The organism is Stenotrophomonas sp. 10L48, from assembly GCF_056395105.1.
Genome location: NZ_JBFTIX010000005.1, coordinates 91,934 through 107,033, shown reverse-complemented (window position 1 = coordinate 107,033; position 15,100 = coordinate 91,934). Strand labels below are relative to the sequence as shown.

At 66.7% G+C, this 15,100-nt stretch carries 15 protein-coding genes and 1 tRNA gene; 6 read left to right on the top strand and 10 right to left on the bottom strand.

Annotated elements, in window-relative coordinates; all coding sequences use genetic code 11:
* Positions 1 to 134 precede the first annotated feature (134 nt).
* The 4 genes from AC1DCU_RS09760 to AC1DCU_RS09745 form a co-directional block, all read right to left on the bottom strand.
* On the bottom strand, positions 135 to 917 hold the full coding sequence (locus AC1DCU_RS09760; protein WP_032977357.1) for a BUD32 family EKC/KEOPS complex subunit: 783 nt from the start codon (positions 915 to 917) through the stop codon (positions 135 to 137).
* Between the two features lie 73 nt (positions 918 to 990).
* A complete protein-coding gene (locus AC1DCU_RS09755; RefSeq protein ID WP_025879387.1) occupies positions 991 to 1,968 on the bottom strand; it encodes a beta-ketoacyl-ACP synthase III in 978 nt (325 codons plus the stop codon).
* 91 nt (positions 1,969 to 2,059) lie between these two features.
* Positions 2,060 to 2,254 carry a 50S ribosomal protein L32 gene (gene rpmF / locus AC1DCU_RS09750; protein WP_025879386.1) on the bottom strand — a complete coding sequence of 65 codons (195 nt, stop codon included), beginning with the start codon at positions 2,252 to 2,254 and terminating at the stop codon, positions 2,060 to 2,062.
* 107 nt (positions 2,255 to 2,361) lie between these two features.
* Complete coding sequence (locus AC1DCU_RS09745) at positions 2,362 to 2,871, bottom strand: YceD family protein (RefSeq protein ID WP_025879385.1); 510 nt, start codon at positions 2,869 to 2,871, stop codon at positions 2,362 to 2,364.
* A gap of 114 nt (positions 2,872 to 2,985) precedes the next feature.
* Here AC1DCU_RS09745 and AC1DCU_RS09740 point away from each other — a divergent pair, with 114 nt between their 5' ends.
* A complete protein-coding gene (locus AC1DCU_RS09740) occupies positions 2,986 to 3,558 on the top strand; it encodes a Maf family protein (protein WP_442251300.1) in 573 nt (190 codons plus the stop codon).
* Positions 3,559 to 3,633: 75 nt separating this feature from the next.
* On the opposite strand, the gene AC1DCU_RS09735 is transcribed toward AC1DCU_RS09740, so the two are convergent.
* Entirely contained in the window at positions 3,634 to 5,475 is a 1,842-nt protein-coding gene (locus AC1DCU_RS09735) for an ArnT family glycosyltransferase (protein WP_032977359.1), read from the bottom strand.
* A 44-nt stretch (positions 5,476 to 5,519) separates the two neighbouring features.
* Between AC1DCU_RS09735 and AC1DCU_RS09730 the strand changes: the two genes are divergently transcribed.
* The 4 genes from AC1DCU_RS09730 to AC1DCU_RS09715 are packed head-to-tail and all read left to right on the top strand — an operon-like array spanning position 5,520 to position 9,886.
* On the top strand, positions 5,520 to 6,473 hold the full coding sequence (locus AC1DCU_RS09730) for an AAA family ATPase (RefSeq protein WP_025879382.1): 954 nt from the start codon (positions 5,520 to 5,522) through the stop codon (positions 6,471 to 6,473).
* Positions 6,474 to 6,475: 2 nt separating this feature from the next.
* Positions 6,476 to 7,420 (top strand): DUF58 domain-containing protein, encoded by a 945-nt coding sequence (locus tag AC1DCU_RS09725; RefSeq protein WP_032977361.1) that lies wholly within the window; start codon positions 6,476 to 6,478, stop codon positions 7,418 to 7,420.
* Positions 7,413 to 9,362, top strand: coding sequence for a transglutaminase TgpA family protein (locus tag AC1DCU_RS09720; protein ID WP_478014160.1), 1,950 nt, complete (start codon positions 7,413 to 7,415; stop codon positions 9,360 to 9,362). Before AC1DCU_RS09725 ends, AC1DCU_RS09720 begins: the two co-directional genes overlap by 8 nt.
* Entirely contained in the window at positions 9,359 to 9,886 is a 528-nt protein-coding gene (locus AC1DCU_RS09715; RefSeq protein WP_025879379.1) for a Slp family lipoprotein, read from the top strand. Before AC1DCU_RS09720 ends, AC1DCU_RS09715 begins: the two co-directional genes overlap by 4 nt.
* A gap of 121 nt (positions 9,887 to 10,007) precedes the next feature.
* Here AC1DCU_RS09715 and AC1DCU_RS09710 read toward each other — a convergent pair whose 3' ends face one another.
* From AC1DCU_RS09710 to dnaX, 4 genes are all read right to left on the bottom strand, one after another.
* Complete coding sequence (locus tag AC1DCU_RS09710) at positions 10,008 to 10,367, bottom strand: histidine triad nucleotide-binding protein (RefSeq protein WP_032977365.1); 360 nt, start codon at positions 10,365 to 10,367, stop codon at positions 10,008 to 10,010.
* Between the two features lie 66 nt (positions 10,368 to 10,433).
* Entirely contained in the window at positions 10,434 to 11,033 is a 600-nt protein-coding gene (gene recR, locus AC1DCU_RS09705) for a recombination mediator RecR (protein ID WP_025879377.1), read from the bottom strand.
* 111 nt (positions 11,034 to 11,144) lie between these two features.
* Positions 11,145 to 11,465, bottom strand: coding sequence for a YbaB/EbfC family nucleoid-associated protein (locus AC1DCU_RS09700; RefSeq protein WP_025879376.1), 321 nt, complete (start codon positions 11,463 to 11,465; stop codon positions 11,145 to 11,147).
* Positions 11,466 to 11,471: 6 nt separating this feature from the next.
* Complete coding sequence (dnaX, locus tag AC1DCU_RS09695; RefSeq protein ID WP_478013615.1) at positions 11,472 to 13,568, bottom strand: DNA polymerase III subunit gamma/tau; 2,097 nt, start codon at positions 13,566 to 13,568, stop codon at positions 11,472 to 11,474.
* 122 nt (positions 13,569 to 13,690) lie between these two features.
* On the opposite strand from dnaX, the gene AC1DCU_RS09690 reads away from it, so the two are divergent.
* Positions 13,691 to 13,783, top strand: a tRNA-Ser gene (locus AC1DCU_RS09690).
* Between the two features lie 506 nt (positions 13,784 to 14,289).
* Here the strand turns inward: AC1DCU_RS09690 and AC1DCU_RS09685 are convergent.
* A complete protein-coding gene (locus AC1DCU_RS09685; RefSeq protein WP_442251302.1) occupies positions 14,290 to 15,084 on the bottom strand; it encodes an isocitrate lyase/PEP mutase family protein in 795 nt (264 codons plus the stop codon).
* Positions 15,085 to 15,100 lie beyond the last annotated feature (16 nt).

The window sequence follows — 15,100 nt, the reverse complement described above, 5'->3', positions numbered from 1 at the left end:
GTCATCCGCTTGTTGCAATCGAAGCGGGCCATGATAAGGGGGAACATGCCGTGTCGTCTGTACGTGCGCGTATGCACGGCGTATGGACAGTGCCGCGATACGGGGTCCGCCGGGCATGGCCCGGCGGACCGCGATCAGCAGAGCAGCTGCAGGATGTCCAGCTCGCCGTCGGCAAACCAGTCCATGCACAGGCCGACCACCATCAGCAGGCCCAGCGTGGTGGCGCCATGGGTGATGAAGATGGAGTGGGCCAGCGCACGCGCCGAGCGCCCCAGCTTCATGCACACCCGCGCCAGGCGCTGCAGACGGCCGCTGACGGCGTGCACATGCGCGCGTACCGGTGCCTGCACCCCGTTCATCGCCTCGGCCATCATCGCCTGCAGGCTTTCGGGGCGGTCAGCGTAGTACTTGGCCACGCCGTAGCCGAACATCAGCCAGTCACGCGCCTGCGCTTCGGCCAGGTCCATGACTTCCAGCGGATCTTCTTCGAAGTCGATGAAACCGACGTTCTGGCCATCCCAGGTGAGGTTGCGCGGCAACGGCTGGCCGAAATAGGCGCCACGTGCGTGTGCTTCGGCAATGGCCTGCATTGCCGCGGCCACGAGGCGATCGCGGCCGGCATCGTCGGCTTCGCGCAGGCAGGTATTGAACGAGCTGCCGTTGTCGCCGATCACCAGCGCGGCATGGCCGCTGCCGATCACCGCGGGCACGTTCACGCCCTGCGCCTGCAGTTCCGCCAGCCGGCGGGCCTCGGTTTCGCGCGCGGCGTCGCCACCGCGGTGCGGCGGCGGGCGCAGGGCATCGAGATGGAACCGGCGGGCAACAAAATTGAGCAGGCCCAGGGCCACTGCTCGGCTTCCTTCGCCGTACTGCTTCAGCCAGGCGCGCTGCCCTTCGATGACGATGGGCTCAACCATGACAGTCTCCTTTAACGCATTACGGCCCCAGAGGGGCCGTAACGACGGTTTCACGTTGTCGTAACTGGCACTATCAATAGCGCAGCAGTGCCGAACCCCACGTGAAGCCACCACCGAAGGCTTCCAGCAGCAACAGCTGGCCGCGCTCGACCCTGCCGGAACGAACAGCAGCATCCAGCGCCAGCGGCACCGAGGCCGACGAGGTGTTGCCATGCTTGTCGACGGTGACCACGACCTGGTCCATCGACATCTCCAGCCGCTTGGCGGTGGCTTCGATGATCCGCAGGTTGGCCTGGTGCGGAATCAGCCAGTCCAGGTCGGACTTGGTCAGGCCGTTGGCATCCAGGGTTTCGTCCACGACCGAGTCCAGCGCCTTGACGGCGTACTTGAACACGTCGTTGCCCTTCATGTTGATGGTGCCGCCACCGTTGTTGCCTTCACCGAAACCGACCGAGACGCCGACCGGATTCCACAGCAGCTCTTTCTTGCTGCCATCCGAATGCAGGTGGGTGCTGAGGATGCCGGTTTCTTCGTCGGCCTTGAGCACGACGGCGCCCGCGCCATCACCGAACAGCACGCAGGTGGTGCGGTCTTCCCAATCGACGATGCGGGTCAGGGTTTCCGTGCCGATCACCAGCACATGGCGGGCATCACCGGAGCGGATGAATTTGTCAGCCACGCTGAGCGCGAACACGAAGCCCGAACAGGCCGCGTTGACGTCGAAAGCGGGACAGCCGCTCACACCGAGCTTGGCCTGGATCAGGCACGCGGTGGAGGGAAAGATCAGATCAGGGGTGGTCGTACCGACCACGATCATGTCGAGCTGCGAAGCGTCGATACCAGCGGCTTCGATCGCACGCAGCGCGGCCTGGTAGCCGAGATCGCTGGTGGTTTCGCCTTCGGCAGCGATGTGCCGTTCACGGATACCGGTGCGCGTCTGGATCCACTCGTCCGAGGTCTCGACCATTTTTTCCAGGTCGGCGTTGGTCAGGACTTTTTCCGGCAAATAGCTACCGGTGCCCGCGATCCTCGAGTAGATCCGCTTGCTCATCATGTTTCCTGTTGCACGAGCCGCCGTTCACCGGCGTGCCCGGGAAAGAAGGCGAAGGCCGCTGCCCAGCGGGCAGCGACCTTCCGGCACATCAGTCTTCCTGGACAGCCGAAGACTTGGTCTGGATGACCTTCTTGCCGCGGTAGAAACCGTCAGCAGTGATGTGGTGACGCAGATGCACTTCGCCGGTGGTCGGGTCGGTCGACAGCTGCTTGGCGCTCAGGGCGTCATGCGAACGACGCTGGCCGCGACGGGACGGGGTAACACGGGATTTCTGGACAGCCATGGGATTGCTCCAAACTCGGTTCGTTTTGCTTCGTCGTTTCGTCGCACAGGACGCCAGCGTCCAGCACACTTTTCGCTTTCGCCGCAGCCGCCGACGACAACCGGCTGCTATTGTTTCTTCAATGCCGCCAACGCCGCGAACGGATTGGCCTTTTCAATTTCTTCTTCGGTCGGCGCCCAGTCCTTGTCGACTGCCTCACCGTACGGCGACAGGGGTACCACCGGCACCGCCAGCACCAACTCGTCCTCGACCAGGTCCAACGGACGCAGCTGGCCATCTTCCGGCACCAGCAACGGCTCGTATTCCTCCGGCAAAGACGATTCCTCGTCTTCCTCGCGGATCAGGCCAAGCCTCTGGGTCATCTTCACCGGCAGCAGGAAACGCTGCATGCTGCGCTGACAGGTCAGCGGCAACGCGGTATCGATGGTCAGTTCCACATAGGATACCCGCAAGATCTCGTCGCGACCGAATTCGAGCGAGTAATTACACTCACCTTCGGTATCTGCGACAAGCCCCTGCAGGCGAGTCAATTCAGCCAGGGGAACCTGACCGTCGAAGCGCCTTCGCGCTACGACCATCCGCCAGGCATCCAGCGTTTCGGGTACGTTCGCGGACATAAGCCGCCGAATATTAAGGATCGGCAGGTCGCGTGTCAAATGACTGCCATGAAAGGCTTGCTGTGGCTGGCGGTAGCGGGCCAGACTGCCGCGCCCCGCCCCCGGAATTCCCGCATGCCTGCCTTGGTCCTGGCCTCCACCTCCCGCTACCGCCGCGACCTGCTGGAACGGCTGGGCCTGCCCTTCGACTGCGCACGCCCGCAGGTGGATGAGACTGCGGAGGCCGACGAGGCGCCGCTGGCGCTGGCGGCGCGCCTGGCCAGCGCGAAGGCGGCCGAGGTGGCCGCCCGCCACCCCGGCAGCTGGGTGATCGGCTCGGACCAGGTGGCGGACCTGAACGGTCAGCCGCTGGGCAAGCCGAGCACGGTCGAGGCGGCCTGCGCGCAGCTGGCGGCAATGTCCGGGCAGACGGTGCGCTTCCACACGGCCATCAGTCTCATCCGAGACGGAGAATCACTTTCGGCAATGGATACGACCCAGGTGCGCTTCCGCGCGCTGCAGGCGGCCGAGATCGCCCGCTACGTGGCCATCGAGCAGCCACTGGACTGCGCCGGCAGCTTCAAGTGCGAAGGCCTGGGCATCAGCCTGTTCGAGGCCATCGACAACCGAGACCCCACGGCGCTGATCGGGCTGCCGCTGATCGCACTGTGCGGATTGCTGCGCAGGGCCGGATTCGCGGTGCCGTAAAGTTGCCCGCCCGCAAGTACAGGGCCAAGCCATGCGTCGAGCCGAGTGCAGGCCCCTCACAGGGGGCACGAGGCCTCAGCGCTTTTCAACCACGAAGGGCTGCTCCTGCCACTGCTCCACGCTGCCATCGCGACCGTGCAGGCGCAGGCCCAGCCAATGTCGGCCAGGCGTCAGCGTGGTGGTATCCACTTCGGCATCAAAGCCGACCCGTGGATGCTGCGGGTCATTGGAATCGGACCAGAATGAGCGGATATCGTGCTCGCGGCCATAGCGTGCATCACCGATCGAACGCCCATCCACCAACACTTCGACACGCAGCAGGCCGGCGCCTTCCTTGAACGCCCAGCCCTTCACCGCCAACGTGCCCGACACTTTCTCAGCATTGGCCGGCGAGTCCAGGTAGGCCAGCGCAGGTGTCACGCACGCCCCCTGTGCGCGCTTTGCCGGCAGGCGGAACAGCAGGAAGCGCTGGAATCCGTGATCGTTGCTGACCACGCGTGGTGGCGGCAGCGGCCCTACCTGTTCACAGATGGCGTGATAGCGGGCGAGCAGATCGCGGAAACGCTGATCGCTGGGCGACAGCACCAGCAGCATCGGCACGTCGCGCTCGCCTTCATGCAACTGGTTCCATTGCGCCAACTGCGCGGTACGGCCGTGCTTGTCATTGAGCGGATGCGGCAGCACGTCGATGTCACCGCGGCCCAGCTGGAAGCCCAGTTCGGCACCTACCTTGAAGTTGCCGGCCAGTACGCGGCTGCCTTCAGGCATCTGCTGAAGTTCTTCGCGAACCGCAGCAGCCAGCGGCTGCCAGCCGGCGAAGTTGCGCGGGTAGTACTTGTCGCCGGCCAGTTGCTCGCGCAGCGATGACGAGGACGCCATCAGGTAATAGCCGAAGGCCAGCACCATGCCCAGCCCGGCCAGCCACCAGCCGGTACGCCGCAACCAGCGCGGCCAGCCGTTGAGTATCACCGGCACCGCTACCAGCAGGGCCAGGTAGCCCGGCAGCGGCCAATGGAAGCTGATGCGCTCGACGTCGGTGAAGAAGCCCAGTGCGAAGATACCCAGTGTCGACACGCCGCCGACCAGGCCGAAATAGCGCCACTGCACGCGCGCACCGCCGCCGCTGCGGGTGCCGGCCAGTGCAACTTTCCACATCGCGATGCAGAGGATGGGCGTCACCAGCATCGGCTGGATCACCAGGAACCACAGGCCGCGCCACTCGAACGCCCACGGATGACGCTCGACCACCTGGAACTTCAGTCCGGCATCGTGATTGTCGGCATTCCAGGCCAACAGCGGCAGCCATGCCACTACGCCAACGGCCAGGGCCACCCAGACGCGCGGATCGGCCAGCATGCGCCGGCCCTGCGGCAGCGCCAGCAGAGCAATGAAGCCGACGCCGATCACACCGATGAAGCGATAGTGGCTGAGCGCACCGATCAGCAGGCCCAGCGCCAACTTCACCGCCGAGGAAGCGTCGACGCTGCGCAGCAGGCGTGCGCCGGCGTCCAGGCACAGCACGGCTGCCAGTGCCATCGGCACATCAGGTACGGCCAGCAGGCCCAGCGTTGCCGACAACGGCATCAGCAGCGTCAAGCTGCCGGCCTGCCAACCGGCAACATTGCCGAACCAGCGCGCTGCAATGCGCGATACCAGCAGCGGCAGCAGTGCACCGATGGCCAGGAACGGCAGGCGCAGCGCAAGCACATGCTGGCCGCCAAGCTCCACACCCAACCGGGTCAACCAGGCCGTCAGCCCCGGCAGATCCGAATAGGCCGCAGCCAGATGCTGGCCTTCCTGCCAATAGAACGCCTCATCGACGAACAACGGCAGGCGTGCGGCCACGACCAGTTTGGCCGCTGTGACGAGCGTCCATAACCAGAGAAAAATCGTACGTGCGCGCTGTTCGCCCTGCATTGATGTATGGATAGAATCGACCGGTTACCGAACTTGAGACGACCATGACAGCTTCGTCCCCCATGCCCAGCATGCTAACCGATCAACTGCGTCAGTCCCTGCGCAATGCTCAGGACCAGGTCAACGCGCTGGTGCTGGGCAAGGTGCATGAGGTGCGGTTGGCCTTCGTGGCCCTGCTCTCTGGCGGCCACCTGCTGATCGAAGACCTGCCTGGTCTCGGCAAGACCACATTGGCCCACGCCTTGGCCAGCAGCCTGGGGCTGAGCTTCCAGCGCGTGCAGTTCACCTCCGACCTGCTGCCTGCCGACGTGCTCGGCGTATCGGTGTACGACGCCGGCAGCCGCCAGTTCCAGTTCCATCCCGGGCCGGTGTTCACCCACGTGCTGCTGGCCGACGAAATCAACCGGGCGCCGCCGCGCACGCAGAGCGCCCTGCTGGAAGCGATGGCCGAGCAGCAGGTCACCCTCGACGGTCAGACACATGCCCTGCCCGATCCGTTCTTCGTGATCGCCACGCAGAACCCGGTGGATCTGTCGGGCACCTTCCCGTTGCCCGACTCGCAACTGGATCGGTTCCTGCTGCGGCTGGCGATGGGCTATCCCAGCGCACAGGCCGAGCGTGAACTGCTGCGCGGCAGCGATCGTCGCGACCTGATCGCCCGCGCGCTGCCGCAGCTGGACGACAACCAGGTACGCGCCCTGCGCGAAGCGGTCGGCCAGGTACATGTCAGCGATGCGCTGGTGGACTACGTGCAGGCCCTGCTGACCCGCAGCCGCCAGCATGCCGGCGTACGCGTGGGATTGTCGCCGCGCGCCGGCCTTGCCCTGCTGCGTGCCGCCAGGGCACATGCGCTGCTGCTCGGCCGTGGCCACGTCGTGCCCGAAGACGTGCAGACCCTGTTCGTGGCGGTGGCGGGCCATCGCCTGGTGGGCGAAGCCGAGTCCAGCACAGGGCCGGCGCTGGCACGGGCGATCCTGCAGACCGTCGCGGTCGATTGAAGATGGCATCGCATGCCCGGCGACTGCTGCAGATGGCACGCCCGCGTACGCCCGAGTCGTTGCCGCAGCGGCTGGACCGCCGGCGCATCTATGTGCTGCCCACCCGCTTCGGCCTGTTTGTGGCCTGCCTGCTGGTCGCGATGCTGCTGGGCGCGCTCAACTACAACAACAATCCGGCCCTGTTGCTGGCGCTGCTGCTGACCGCAGCCGCGATCGCCAGCACCATCGCCGCACACCTGCAGCTGTCGGGCGTACAGATCGATGCGATCTCCGCCGAGCCGGTGCCGGCCGGGCAACCGCTGCGCCTGCGCGTGGACCTGTCGCTGCGCGACCCACGGGCGCGCCACGGCCTGCACCTGCAATTGGGGAACAGCGAAGCGTGGCTCGACCTGCCCGCGCACGGCCGCGGCGAAGCCGCGCTGGAAGTGCCCAGCGAACGCCGTGGCTGGCTGGAGCTGCCTCGCATCCGCCTGTCCAGCACCCAGCCGCTTGGCTTGGTCAGGGCGTGGTCATGGGTGTGGCCGGAAGAACCCCTGCTGGTCTACCCGCTGGCCGAAGCGAAGGCACCGCCGCTGCCGCAGCAGGGCAGCGATCCGCTGCACACCCGCGCCCATGCCAACGGCGAGGAACTGCACCAGCTGCGCCCGTATCGCGCCGGGGATCCCCCCCGCAGCATTGCCTGGAAACACTCGGCGCGCCGCGACACGCTGCTGGTACGCGAGTATGAAAAACCGATAGGCATCGAGGTCGTGCTGGACTGGCGCGCGCTGGCCCCCTTGGGCCAGGAGGCCCGCATCGCGCGGCTGGCACGCTGGGTGGACAGCGCCGAGCGCGAAGGCCGTCGCTATACGCTGCTGCTGCCGATGCAGCCACCGCTCGGCCCCGGCCAGGGCGCCGGCCACCACCATCTGTGCCTGCGCGCGCTGGCATTGCTTCCCCATGACTGAGCCTGCCCTGCTGCTGGACCGCAACACCCGCACGTGGACGCTGGCCAGCGCCGCACTGGCCTTGTTGCCGCTGCTGCTGCAGCTGCCCACCGCATTGGCCACGTTGATCGCCGTGGCGGCGCTCGTCACCGCAGCACTGTCACAGCGCGGCGTGCTGCCGATGCCGGTGCGGGTACTGCTGGTGCTGGGCATGCTTGCTGCCATCGTCTGGCAGATGGGGGCGGTGCGCCCCGGCCGGGATACCGGTTGCGCGCTGCTGGCGGCGATGCTGGCCATCAAGTCCAGCGAGCTGCGTACCCTGCGCGATGCACGCAGCCTGCTCGGCTTTGCCCTGTTTTCACCGTTTGCTGCCTTCCTGCTCGACCAAGGGCCGCTGACCACCGTGCTCGCGGTGCTGGCCGGCGTCAGCGCCCTGATTGCGCTGCAGCGCCTGGCGCAGGGTGAAGGCCGCAGTGCGCCGCCGCCGCTGACCACGCAGTTGCGCGGTGTCGGTCGCCTGCTGCTGATCGGCCTGCCGCTGGCGCTGGCCTGCTTCTGGCTGTTCCCGCGGTTGGCCACGCCGCTGTGGGGCATTCCCGAACGCGCCGTCGGCACACCGGGGCTGTCGGACACGATGGAGCCGGACAAGTGGCTGGACCTGATGGCCGACGACACCCCGGCCCTGCGGGCGCAGTTCTTCGGCGCGGTTCCAGCGCCGGCACAGCGCTACTGGCGCGGGCCGGTACTGACCCAGTTCGATGGGCATGTCTGGCGACGCGACCGCCGTACCGAAGGTCTGCCGCCAGCCATCGTGGAACACGGCACGGAGGGCTGGGACTATCAGATCGATTACGAACCCACCGACCGTCGCCAGCTGGTCGCGCTGGATCTCCCTACTGCCGCACCAGAGGGCAGCCGGCTGGATGCAGCCCTGAGCCTGAGCAGCGACCGCGCATTGTCCGCACTGAGCCGGTGGCGCCTGCACTCGGCTCCGCCGCAGCGCTTCGATGCCACGCTGTCGTCGTACCAGCGTCGCGCTGCGCTGCAGTTGCCGGAAGGCTTCAATCCACGCACGGCAAGCCTGGCCCGACAGTGGCGGCAGGAGGCGGGCACCGATGACGCCGCCGTGGTCCGTCGCGCCCTGGCGTGGATCACCGCGGACTTCTCGTACACGCTGGCAACACCGGCCCCCGGGCGCGATCCGGTCGATGCATTCCTGTTCGACTACAAGGCCGRCTACTGCCAGCATTTCAGCTCTGCCTTCGTGGTGCTGATGCGCAATGCCGGCATTCCCGCGCGGGTGGTCACCGGGTTCGCCGGCGGCACGCGCAACCGGATCGGCGACTACTGGGTGCTGCGGCGGATGGACGCCCACGCCTGGGCTGAGGTGTGGCTGCCGCAACGCGGCTGGGTACGCATCGATCCGACAGCGGCAGTAGCACCCGAGCGCATCCTGGACACGCTCGACGATCGCCTGCAGGCCGGGGCCGATACCGGCCTGCAGCACCGCTGGCTGCAGCTGGGCCAGGTCGGCGACTGGATGCGCAAGGGCTGGAACGAACTGGTGCTGTCCTTCGACGCGCGCCGCCAGCAGCAGTTGCTGCAACCGTTCGGGCTGGACGACCTCGGCCCTGGACAGCTGCTGGCCGGCTTCGTGATGGCCGCGTTGCTGGCGCTGGCGTGGATGGCGTGGCTGCTGGCCCGTGGCGAACGCGAGCGTGACCCGCTGCTGCGCGCCTGGCACCGGCTGGGGCAGCGCTATGCGCGGCTGGGTCTGGGCCGCGAACCGCACGAACCGGCCCTGCACTGGGCCCGCCGGGTCCACGCACAGTGCCCCGACCCGGCCCTCATCACACTCAGCCAGCGTTTCGCTGATGCACGCTACGCTGGCACTTGTACCGAGCTCGCCCCATTATTGCGGGACCTGCGCAGGCATCGCCCGACTTCCGGAGCCTCCCCATGAATACCAAGTTCCTCCTCACCGCCGTGGCCGCCCTGGCCTTGTCGGCCTGCGCCACGGCCCCCAAGCCGCTGCAGGGACAGTTCAGCCTGGTTTCCCCGCGCGACTCGGTTGCCACCCAGCAGGTCGGCACGCCGGTGCGCTGGGGTGGCCGGATCATCGAAACCAAGCCCGGCCAGGGCGAGACCTGTTTCCAGATCATCTCGCGCCCGCTCAACGGCAGTGGCCGCCCGAACACCACCTCTTCCGATGCCAGCGACGGCCGCTTCATCGCCTGCCGCGCCGGCTTCTACGATCCGGCCGTGTTCGAAGCCGGCCGCGACGTGACCTTCATCGGCAAGATCGATGGCTACGCCAACACCCGTATCGGCGATTACGACTACCGGCTGCCGAAGCTGTCTGCCGACGTGATCTACCTGTGGCCGGAGCAGCGCCAGGTCGATGTGGTGCCCTACCCCTACGGACCGTGGGGCCCGGGCCCGTATGGCCCGTACTGGGGCGGTTACCGCGGCTGGGGCTGGTGGTAGTCCAGGCCCGGTACGCATGATGCACAAGGCCGCCCATCGGGCGGCCTTTTTTCATCCACGCCAGGCGTGGATCGACAGCGCACCAACAACAGTAGATCCACGCCATGCGTGGATGGCCGCCTCAACGCCCTGGCGTACCGAAGTGGCCCAGCGGCGCGCCAGCCAGCAGATGCATGTGGATATGGAACACGGTCTGCCCGGCATCTTCGCGGCAGTTCATCACGATGCGGTAGCCGTCCTGCGCGAAACCTTCCCGACGCGCGTACTCGGCGGCGGCCAGCGCCAGCTTGCCGATCAGGTGCGCCTGCGACGGCTGCAGGTCATCCAGGGTCGGAATGATCTCGTTCTTCGGAATGAACAGCACGTGCACCGGCGCCTGCGGTGCGATGTCCTTGAACGCCAGCACGTCGTCGTCTTCATAGACGATGGTGGCCGGGATCTCGCGACGGATGATCTTGCTGAAGAGGGTTTCGCTGCTCATGGTCGGCCTCGGCGGGGTGTTTTCCGCATTGTAGGCCGGTAACGCCGGGGCATGCCCGGCATCGACTCAATCGCGCACTTCGCTGCGGGTGCCGAACGCGTGCGACAGCGTGCCGCGATCGACGTACTCCAGCTCACCACCGAGGGGCAGGCCCTGGGCCAGTCGACTCGGCCGCACCTGGCGGGCACGCGCCAGCTGCGCGAGATAGTGCGCGGTAGCTTCGCCTTCGACGGTGGCGCTGGTGGCAATGATCAGTTCCTGCACCTCCGCCTCGGCCAGGCGCTGTTCCAGCTGCTCCAGACCCAGCTCGCGCGGGCCGATGCCATCCAGCGGCGACAGGCGCCCCTGCAGCACGAAGTAAACGCCGCGATAGCCGGTGGCGTTCTCGATCGCCAGGCGGTCAGCCGGCGATTCCACCACGCACAGCTGGCTGCGCTCGCGGCTGCCATTGGCGCAGGTCGGGCACAGCTCGGTTTCGCTGAAGTCGCGGCACTGCGCACAGTGACCGATGCGTTCAACCGCCTGCGCCAGCGTCTCGGCAAGGCGTTTGCCACCTTCGCGCTCGCGTTCGAGCAGGTGGTAAGCCATGCGCTGCGCCGTCTTCTGGCCTACGCCAGGCAACACCCGCAGTGCATCGATCAGTTGTTCAAGCAGGGGTGCGGACACGGCGGCGTGTTCTGTGGAGCCGAGCGTGCTCGACTGGAAATTGCGGGCAATCGAGCACGCTCGACGCTACACAGTGCATGGCACCCGGCAGTGCGGGTGCCAGACCGGACATCAGAACGGCATCTTCATGCCCGGCGGCAGCTGCATGCCGGCAGTGGCCGAACCCATCTTCGACTTCGACTCGGCGTCGATCTTGTTCGATGCGTCGTTGAAGGCGGCGGCGATCAGGTCTTCCAGCATTTCCGGATCACTGGCCAGCGACGGATCGATGCGTACCTTGCGGCACTCCTTGGCGCCGGTCAGGGTAACGCTGACCATGCCGCCACCGGCGCTGCCGGTCACTTCGATCTTGGCGATTTCTTCCTGGGCCTTCTGCAGGTTTTCCTGCATCTTCTGGGCCTGCTGCATCAGTTGGGCGATATTGCCGCGCATGTCGTCTTACTCGTCAAAAGAACGGATGGAATCGGAAACAACCCGGGCGCCGTGCTGCTGGATCAGCAGCTGGACTTCCGGGTCGTCCATGAAAATGGCCTCGGCAGCCTGCTGCCGCTCGCCACGCTGGCGGTCGGCGCGCTGGTGCAGGGTCTCCGCCGGGACCTGCTCGGTTTCCACGGTTTCGACCACGATCTTCAGCGCGTGGCCAAGGGACTTTTCCAGCACCTCGCCCAACGCTGCCAGCGCGCGCTCGGAGCGCAGGTATTCAAATCCGGGCGAAAGGCCCAGTTTCAAGACCCCATGCTGGCAACTGATGAAGGCCGCATTGGCCGCAAGCTGTCGCGACGGACCGCTGAGGCCACTGTTGGCGATCAGGTCGAGCCAGTCTTCGGCACAGGCCAGGTCACTGACACTGCCTGCCGGCGAGGCTTTTTCCTTTGCCGCAACCGGTGCCGGGGCGATGTCGATACCCTCGGCACGGAACGAACGCTCCGGCGCGGCAACAGCCTCTGCAACCGGCGGTGAAGCCGGCGCCGGCGGCTCGTGCCACGGCGCGACCATGGCCGCGTCGGGCGTTGCCACCTCGGCCGCCAGCGCTTCATCGCGCGCGCCAGCCGCGTCGGTCGCCCACGGCGGCAGGTCATCTGCCTCGGCAGGTGCCTTGGGCGTGGCCGCCTCGGGAGCCAACTGCGCCTTCATCGGCAGCGGGGATCCGGGTTCCTCGACCGGAGCCGGTTCAGGATCCGGGGTCGGATCTGGTTCCGGGGTCGGCTCGGGCTCCGGCTCGGGTTCGCGCTGTGGCGCCGGGTTCGGCGTCTGCGCGGTCGCCTCCGCCAACACGGGTGCCGCAATTGCCTGGGTGACCGCTGCGGCTTCTGGCGCCGCAGCAGCGGCCGGTGCAGCTCCTTCGTGGCTGCCAGCAAGGCCGCCCCCGGTCTGGCCCGTACCGGTCGGTGCGCTGCCACCGGAGGATTCCGGAGTACGCGGCACCGACGGCACGGCAGCCGCAGGGCGGAACGCCAGCATGCGCAGCACGGCCATTTCAAAGCCGGCGCGCGGGCTGGGCGCCAATGGCAGATCGCGACGACCATTCAGGGCCATCTGATACCAGAGCTGGACCACTTCCGGGCGCAGGCGTTCAGCAAACACGCTGGCATCCAGTCCCTCGGCAGCGGCGGACGCGCCCGGCACCAGTTGCTGCACCTGGATGCGGTGCAGGCCCTCGGCCAGCGCATCGAGCACCCCGCTCCAGTCCGGCGAGAACTCGGCCAGTGCCGCGACCACCTGAAGCAGGCGCGGGCCATCGCCCTCGGCCAGGGCATCGAGCATGGCCGCCACCTGGGTGCGGTCGACCGTGCCCAGCATGGTGCGCACCACGTCCTCACGCAGCGCACCGCCGGCATAGGCAATGGCCTGGTCGAGCAGCGACAGGCCATCACGCAGGCTGCCGTCGGCGGCCTTGGCCAGCTGCACGATAGCGGTCGGATCCGACTCGATCTCCTCGGCGGCGAGAATGCGGGTCATCTGCCCCTGGATCTGATCTTCATCCAGGCGTTTGAGGTTGAACTGCAGGCAGCGGCTGAGCACGGTGACCGGCAGCTTCTGCGGGTCGGTGGTGGCCAGCAGGAACTTCACATGTTCCGGCGGTTCTTCCAGCGTCTTCAGCAGCGCATTGAACGCGGCCTTGGACAGCATGTGCACCTCGTCGATCAGGTACACCTTGTACTTGCCACGCGAGGGCATGTACTGGGCGTTCTCGATCACCTCGCGCACATCGTCCACGCCGGTATTGGACGCGGCATCGATTTCCAGCAGGTCGATGTAGCGACCGGCGTCGATGTCCAGGCAGGCCGCACACTGGCCGCAGGGATCGGCACTGGTGCCCTGCTCGCAGTTCAGCGACTTGGCGAAGATGCGCGCGATCGTGGTCTTGCCCACGCCGCGGGTACCGGTGAACAGGAACGCATGGTGGACCCGGCCGCTGTCGAGCGCATTGCTGAGCGCACGGACCACGTGTTCCTGGCCCACCAGCTCGGCAAAACGCTTCGGACGCCACTTGCGGGCAAGGACGAGATAGGACATCAGGCCACCGTCTTCCATCGGATGTTCCATTGTGCCACGCCTGTCCAGCCCTCTCGCCCTGCAAACCAGTGCTTGTGTCCTGCCGCTGCGCCCGCTAGAATCTGCGCCCCTGCTGAGGCGTTTGCCGATGGCAGGGATCCGGAGAGGTGTCCGAGTGGTTGAAGGAGCACGCCTGGAAAGTGTGTAAGCGTCTAAACCGCGCTTCGGGGGTTCGAATCCCCCTCTCTCCGCCAGATAAATAAAAAAGGCTGCCCTTCGGGCGGCCTTTTTTATTTATCTGGCGGGGGACGCGAAGTGCGCTGCGCGCGCTTCGCCCCAAACGTTGCTGCGCAACGTTCGGGCCCCTCCCTTCGCCTGCCTCTCCCCGCCCCTGTCGGGGCAGCCCCTCAACAGAGGGGCTTGTTCCCCCAGATACGGCAGTAGATCCACGCCATGCGTGGATGCGCGCCCGCCCGGGTTTGACGGCCCGCAGGGGTAGAGCCGGACAGCAGCCCTTTTTTATTTATCTGGCTGGGGACGAGACGCGCGTTCCGCACGCTTCGCCCCAAACGTTGCTGCGCAACGTTCGGGCCCCTCCCTTCGCCGGCCTCTCCCCGCCCCTGTCGGGGCAGCCCCTCAACAGAGGGGCTTGTTCCTCCAGCTACGGCAGTAGATCCACGCCATGCGTGGATGCCTCGGCCCGGTCGCATCGACTACCCGCCCGTGGTCGAGCCTGTCGGCGCGCACCGCCTTGGCGCCCTCACCTGTCGCTGAACAGCTGGTTCAAGGCCGCATAGCCTGGTGCGCCCTCGGGCATCGCCATCACACCGCCGAGAAAATCCGTGGTCGCCGCAGCCATCGCCGCCCATGCATGCATGAACAAGGCCGGGCCAGCGCTGAGCCGCCGCACACCGGCCTGCGACAGCACAGCGAACGGCGCCATCCCTGGCAGCCACATCAGGTTGAGAGGCAGCGACACGCCGCTGGCAACTGCAGCAGCCTCGTCCAGCGCGCGAAGTCCGGGCACGAAGCCGCCGTCGGCACCGGCACGTGCATAGGCCTGCAGCCGATCGATGCTCATCCTGACCGCCTCATCCTCATCAGCCAGGCCGCGCAGATACACATCGGTGCGCGCATTGATGAACAGCGATCGTCCGCCCAGCGCCGAACGGATGGCGGTGATCTTGCCCACCAGCGCCGCAGGGCTGCCGGCACCGTCTTCGATGTTGATCCCTACTGCACCCGCCTCCACCAGGCGCAGCACCCGCTCAGCGACCGCATCGGGGACATCGCTGTAACCGTCCTCGATATCGACCGTGACCGGCAGCGAGGTCACACCAACAATTTCTGAAACCCGCTGCAGCAGCGCGGTATCCGGCAGCGCACCGCCATCGGCATAACCGCAGGACCACGCCATGGCAGCACTCGATGTTCCCACCGCGACAGCTCCCAGCTGCTGGACCAGGCGGGCGCCACCGGCATCCCATACGTTGGGCAGCACATAAAGACCAGCGCGTTGATGGAGTTGAACGAAGTTCTGGTGAACGTTGGACATGGAACCTCCTGATGAC

What these genes read in the sequence shown, in the direction of transcription:
- rpmF (WP_025879386.1), bottom strand. Translation starts at nt 2,254, where the DNA reads ATGGCTGTCCAGAAATCCCGTGTTACCCCGTCCCGTCGCGGCCAGCGT.
- dnaX (WP_478013615.1), bottom strand. Translation starts at nt 13,568, where the DNA reads ATGGAAGACGGTGGCCTGATGTCCTATCTCGTCCTTGCCCGCAAGTGG.
- AC1DCU_RS09730 (WP_025879382.1), top strand. Translation starts at nt 5,520, where the DNA reads ATGACAGCTTCGTCCCCCATGCCCAGCATGCTAACCGATCAACTGCGT.
- AC1DCU_RS09685 (WP_442251302.1), bottom strand. Translation starts at nt 15,084, where the DNA reads ATGTCCAACGTTCACCAGAACTTCGTTCAACTCCATCAACGCGCTGGT.
- AC1DCU_RS09740 (WP_442251300.1), top strand. Translation starts at nt 2,986, where the DNA reads ATGCCTGCCTTGGTCCTGGCCTCCACCTCCCGCTACCGCCGCGACCTG.
- AC1DCU_RS09760 (WP_032977357.1), bottom strand. Translation starts at nt 917, where the DNA reads ATGGTTGAGCCCATCGTCATCGAAGGGCAGCGCGCCTGGCTGAAGCAG.
- AC1DCU_RS09725 (WP_032977361.1), top strand. Translation starts at nt 6,476, where the DNA reads ATGGCATCGCATGCCCGGCGACTGCTGCAGATGGCACGCCCGCGTACG.
- AC1DCU_RS09735 (WP_032977359.1), bottom strand. Translation starts at nt 5,475, where the DNA reads ATGCAGGGCGAACAGCGCGCACGTACGATTTTTCTCTGGTTATGGACG.
- AC1DCU_RS09755 (WP_025879387.1), bottom strand. Translation starts at nt 1,968, where the DNA reads ATGAGCAAGCGGATCTACTCGAGGATCGCGGGCACCGGTAGCTATTTG.
- AC1DCU_RS09745 (WP_025879385.1), bottom strand. Translation starts at nt 2,871, where the DNA reads ATGTCCGCGAACGTACCCGAAACGCTGGATGCCTGGCGGATGGTCGTA.
- AC1DCU_RS09715 (WP_025879379.1), top strand. Translation starts at nt 9,359, where the DNA reads ATGAATACCAAGTTCCTCCTCACCGCCGTGGCCGCCCTGGCCTTGTCG.
- AC1DCU_RS09700 (WP_025879376.1), bottom strand. Translation starts at nt 11,465, where the DNA reads ATGCGCGGCAATATCGCCCAACTGATGCAGCAGGCCCAGAAGATGCAG.
- AC1DCU_RS09710 (WP_032977365.1), bottom strand. Translation starts at nt 10,367, where the DNA reads ATGAGCAGCGAAACCCTCTTCAGCAAGATCATCCGTCGCGAGATCCCG.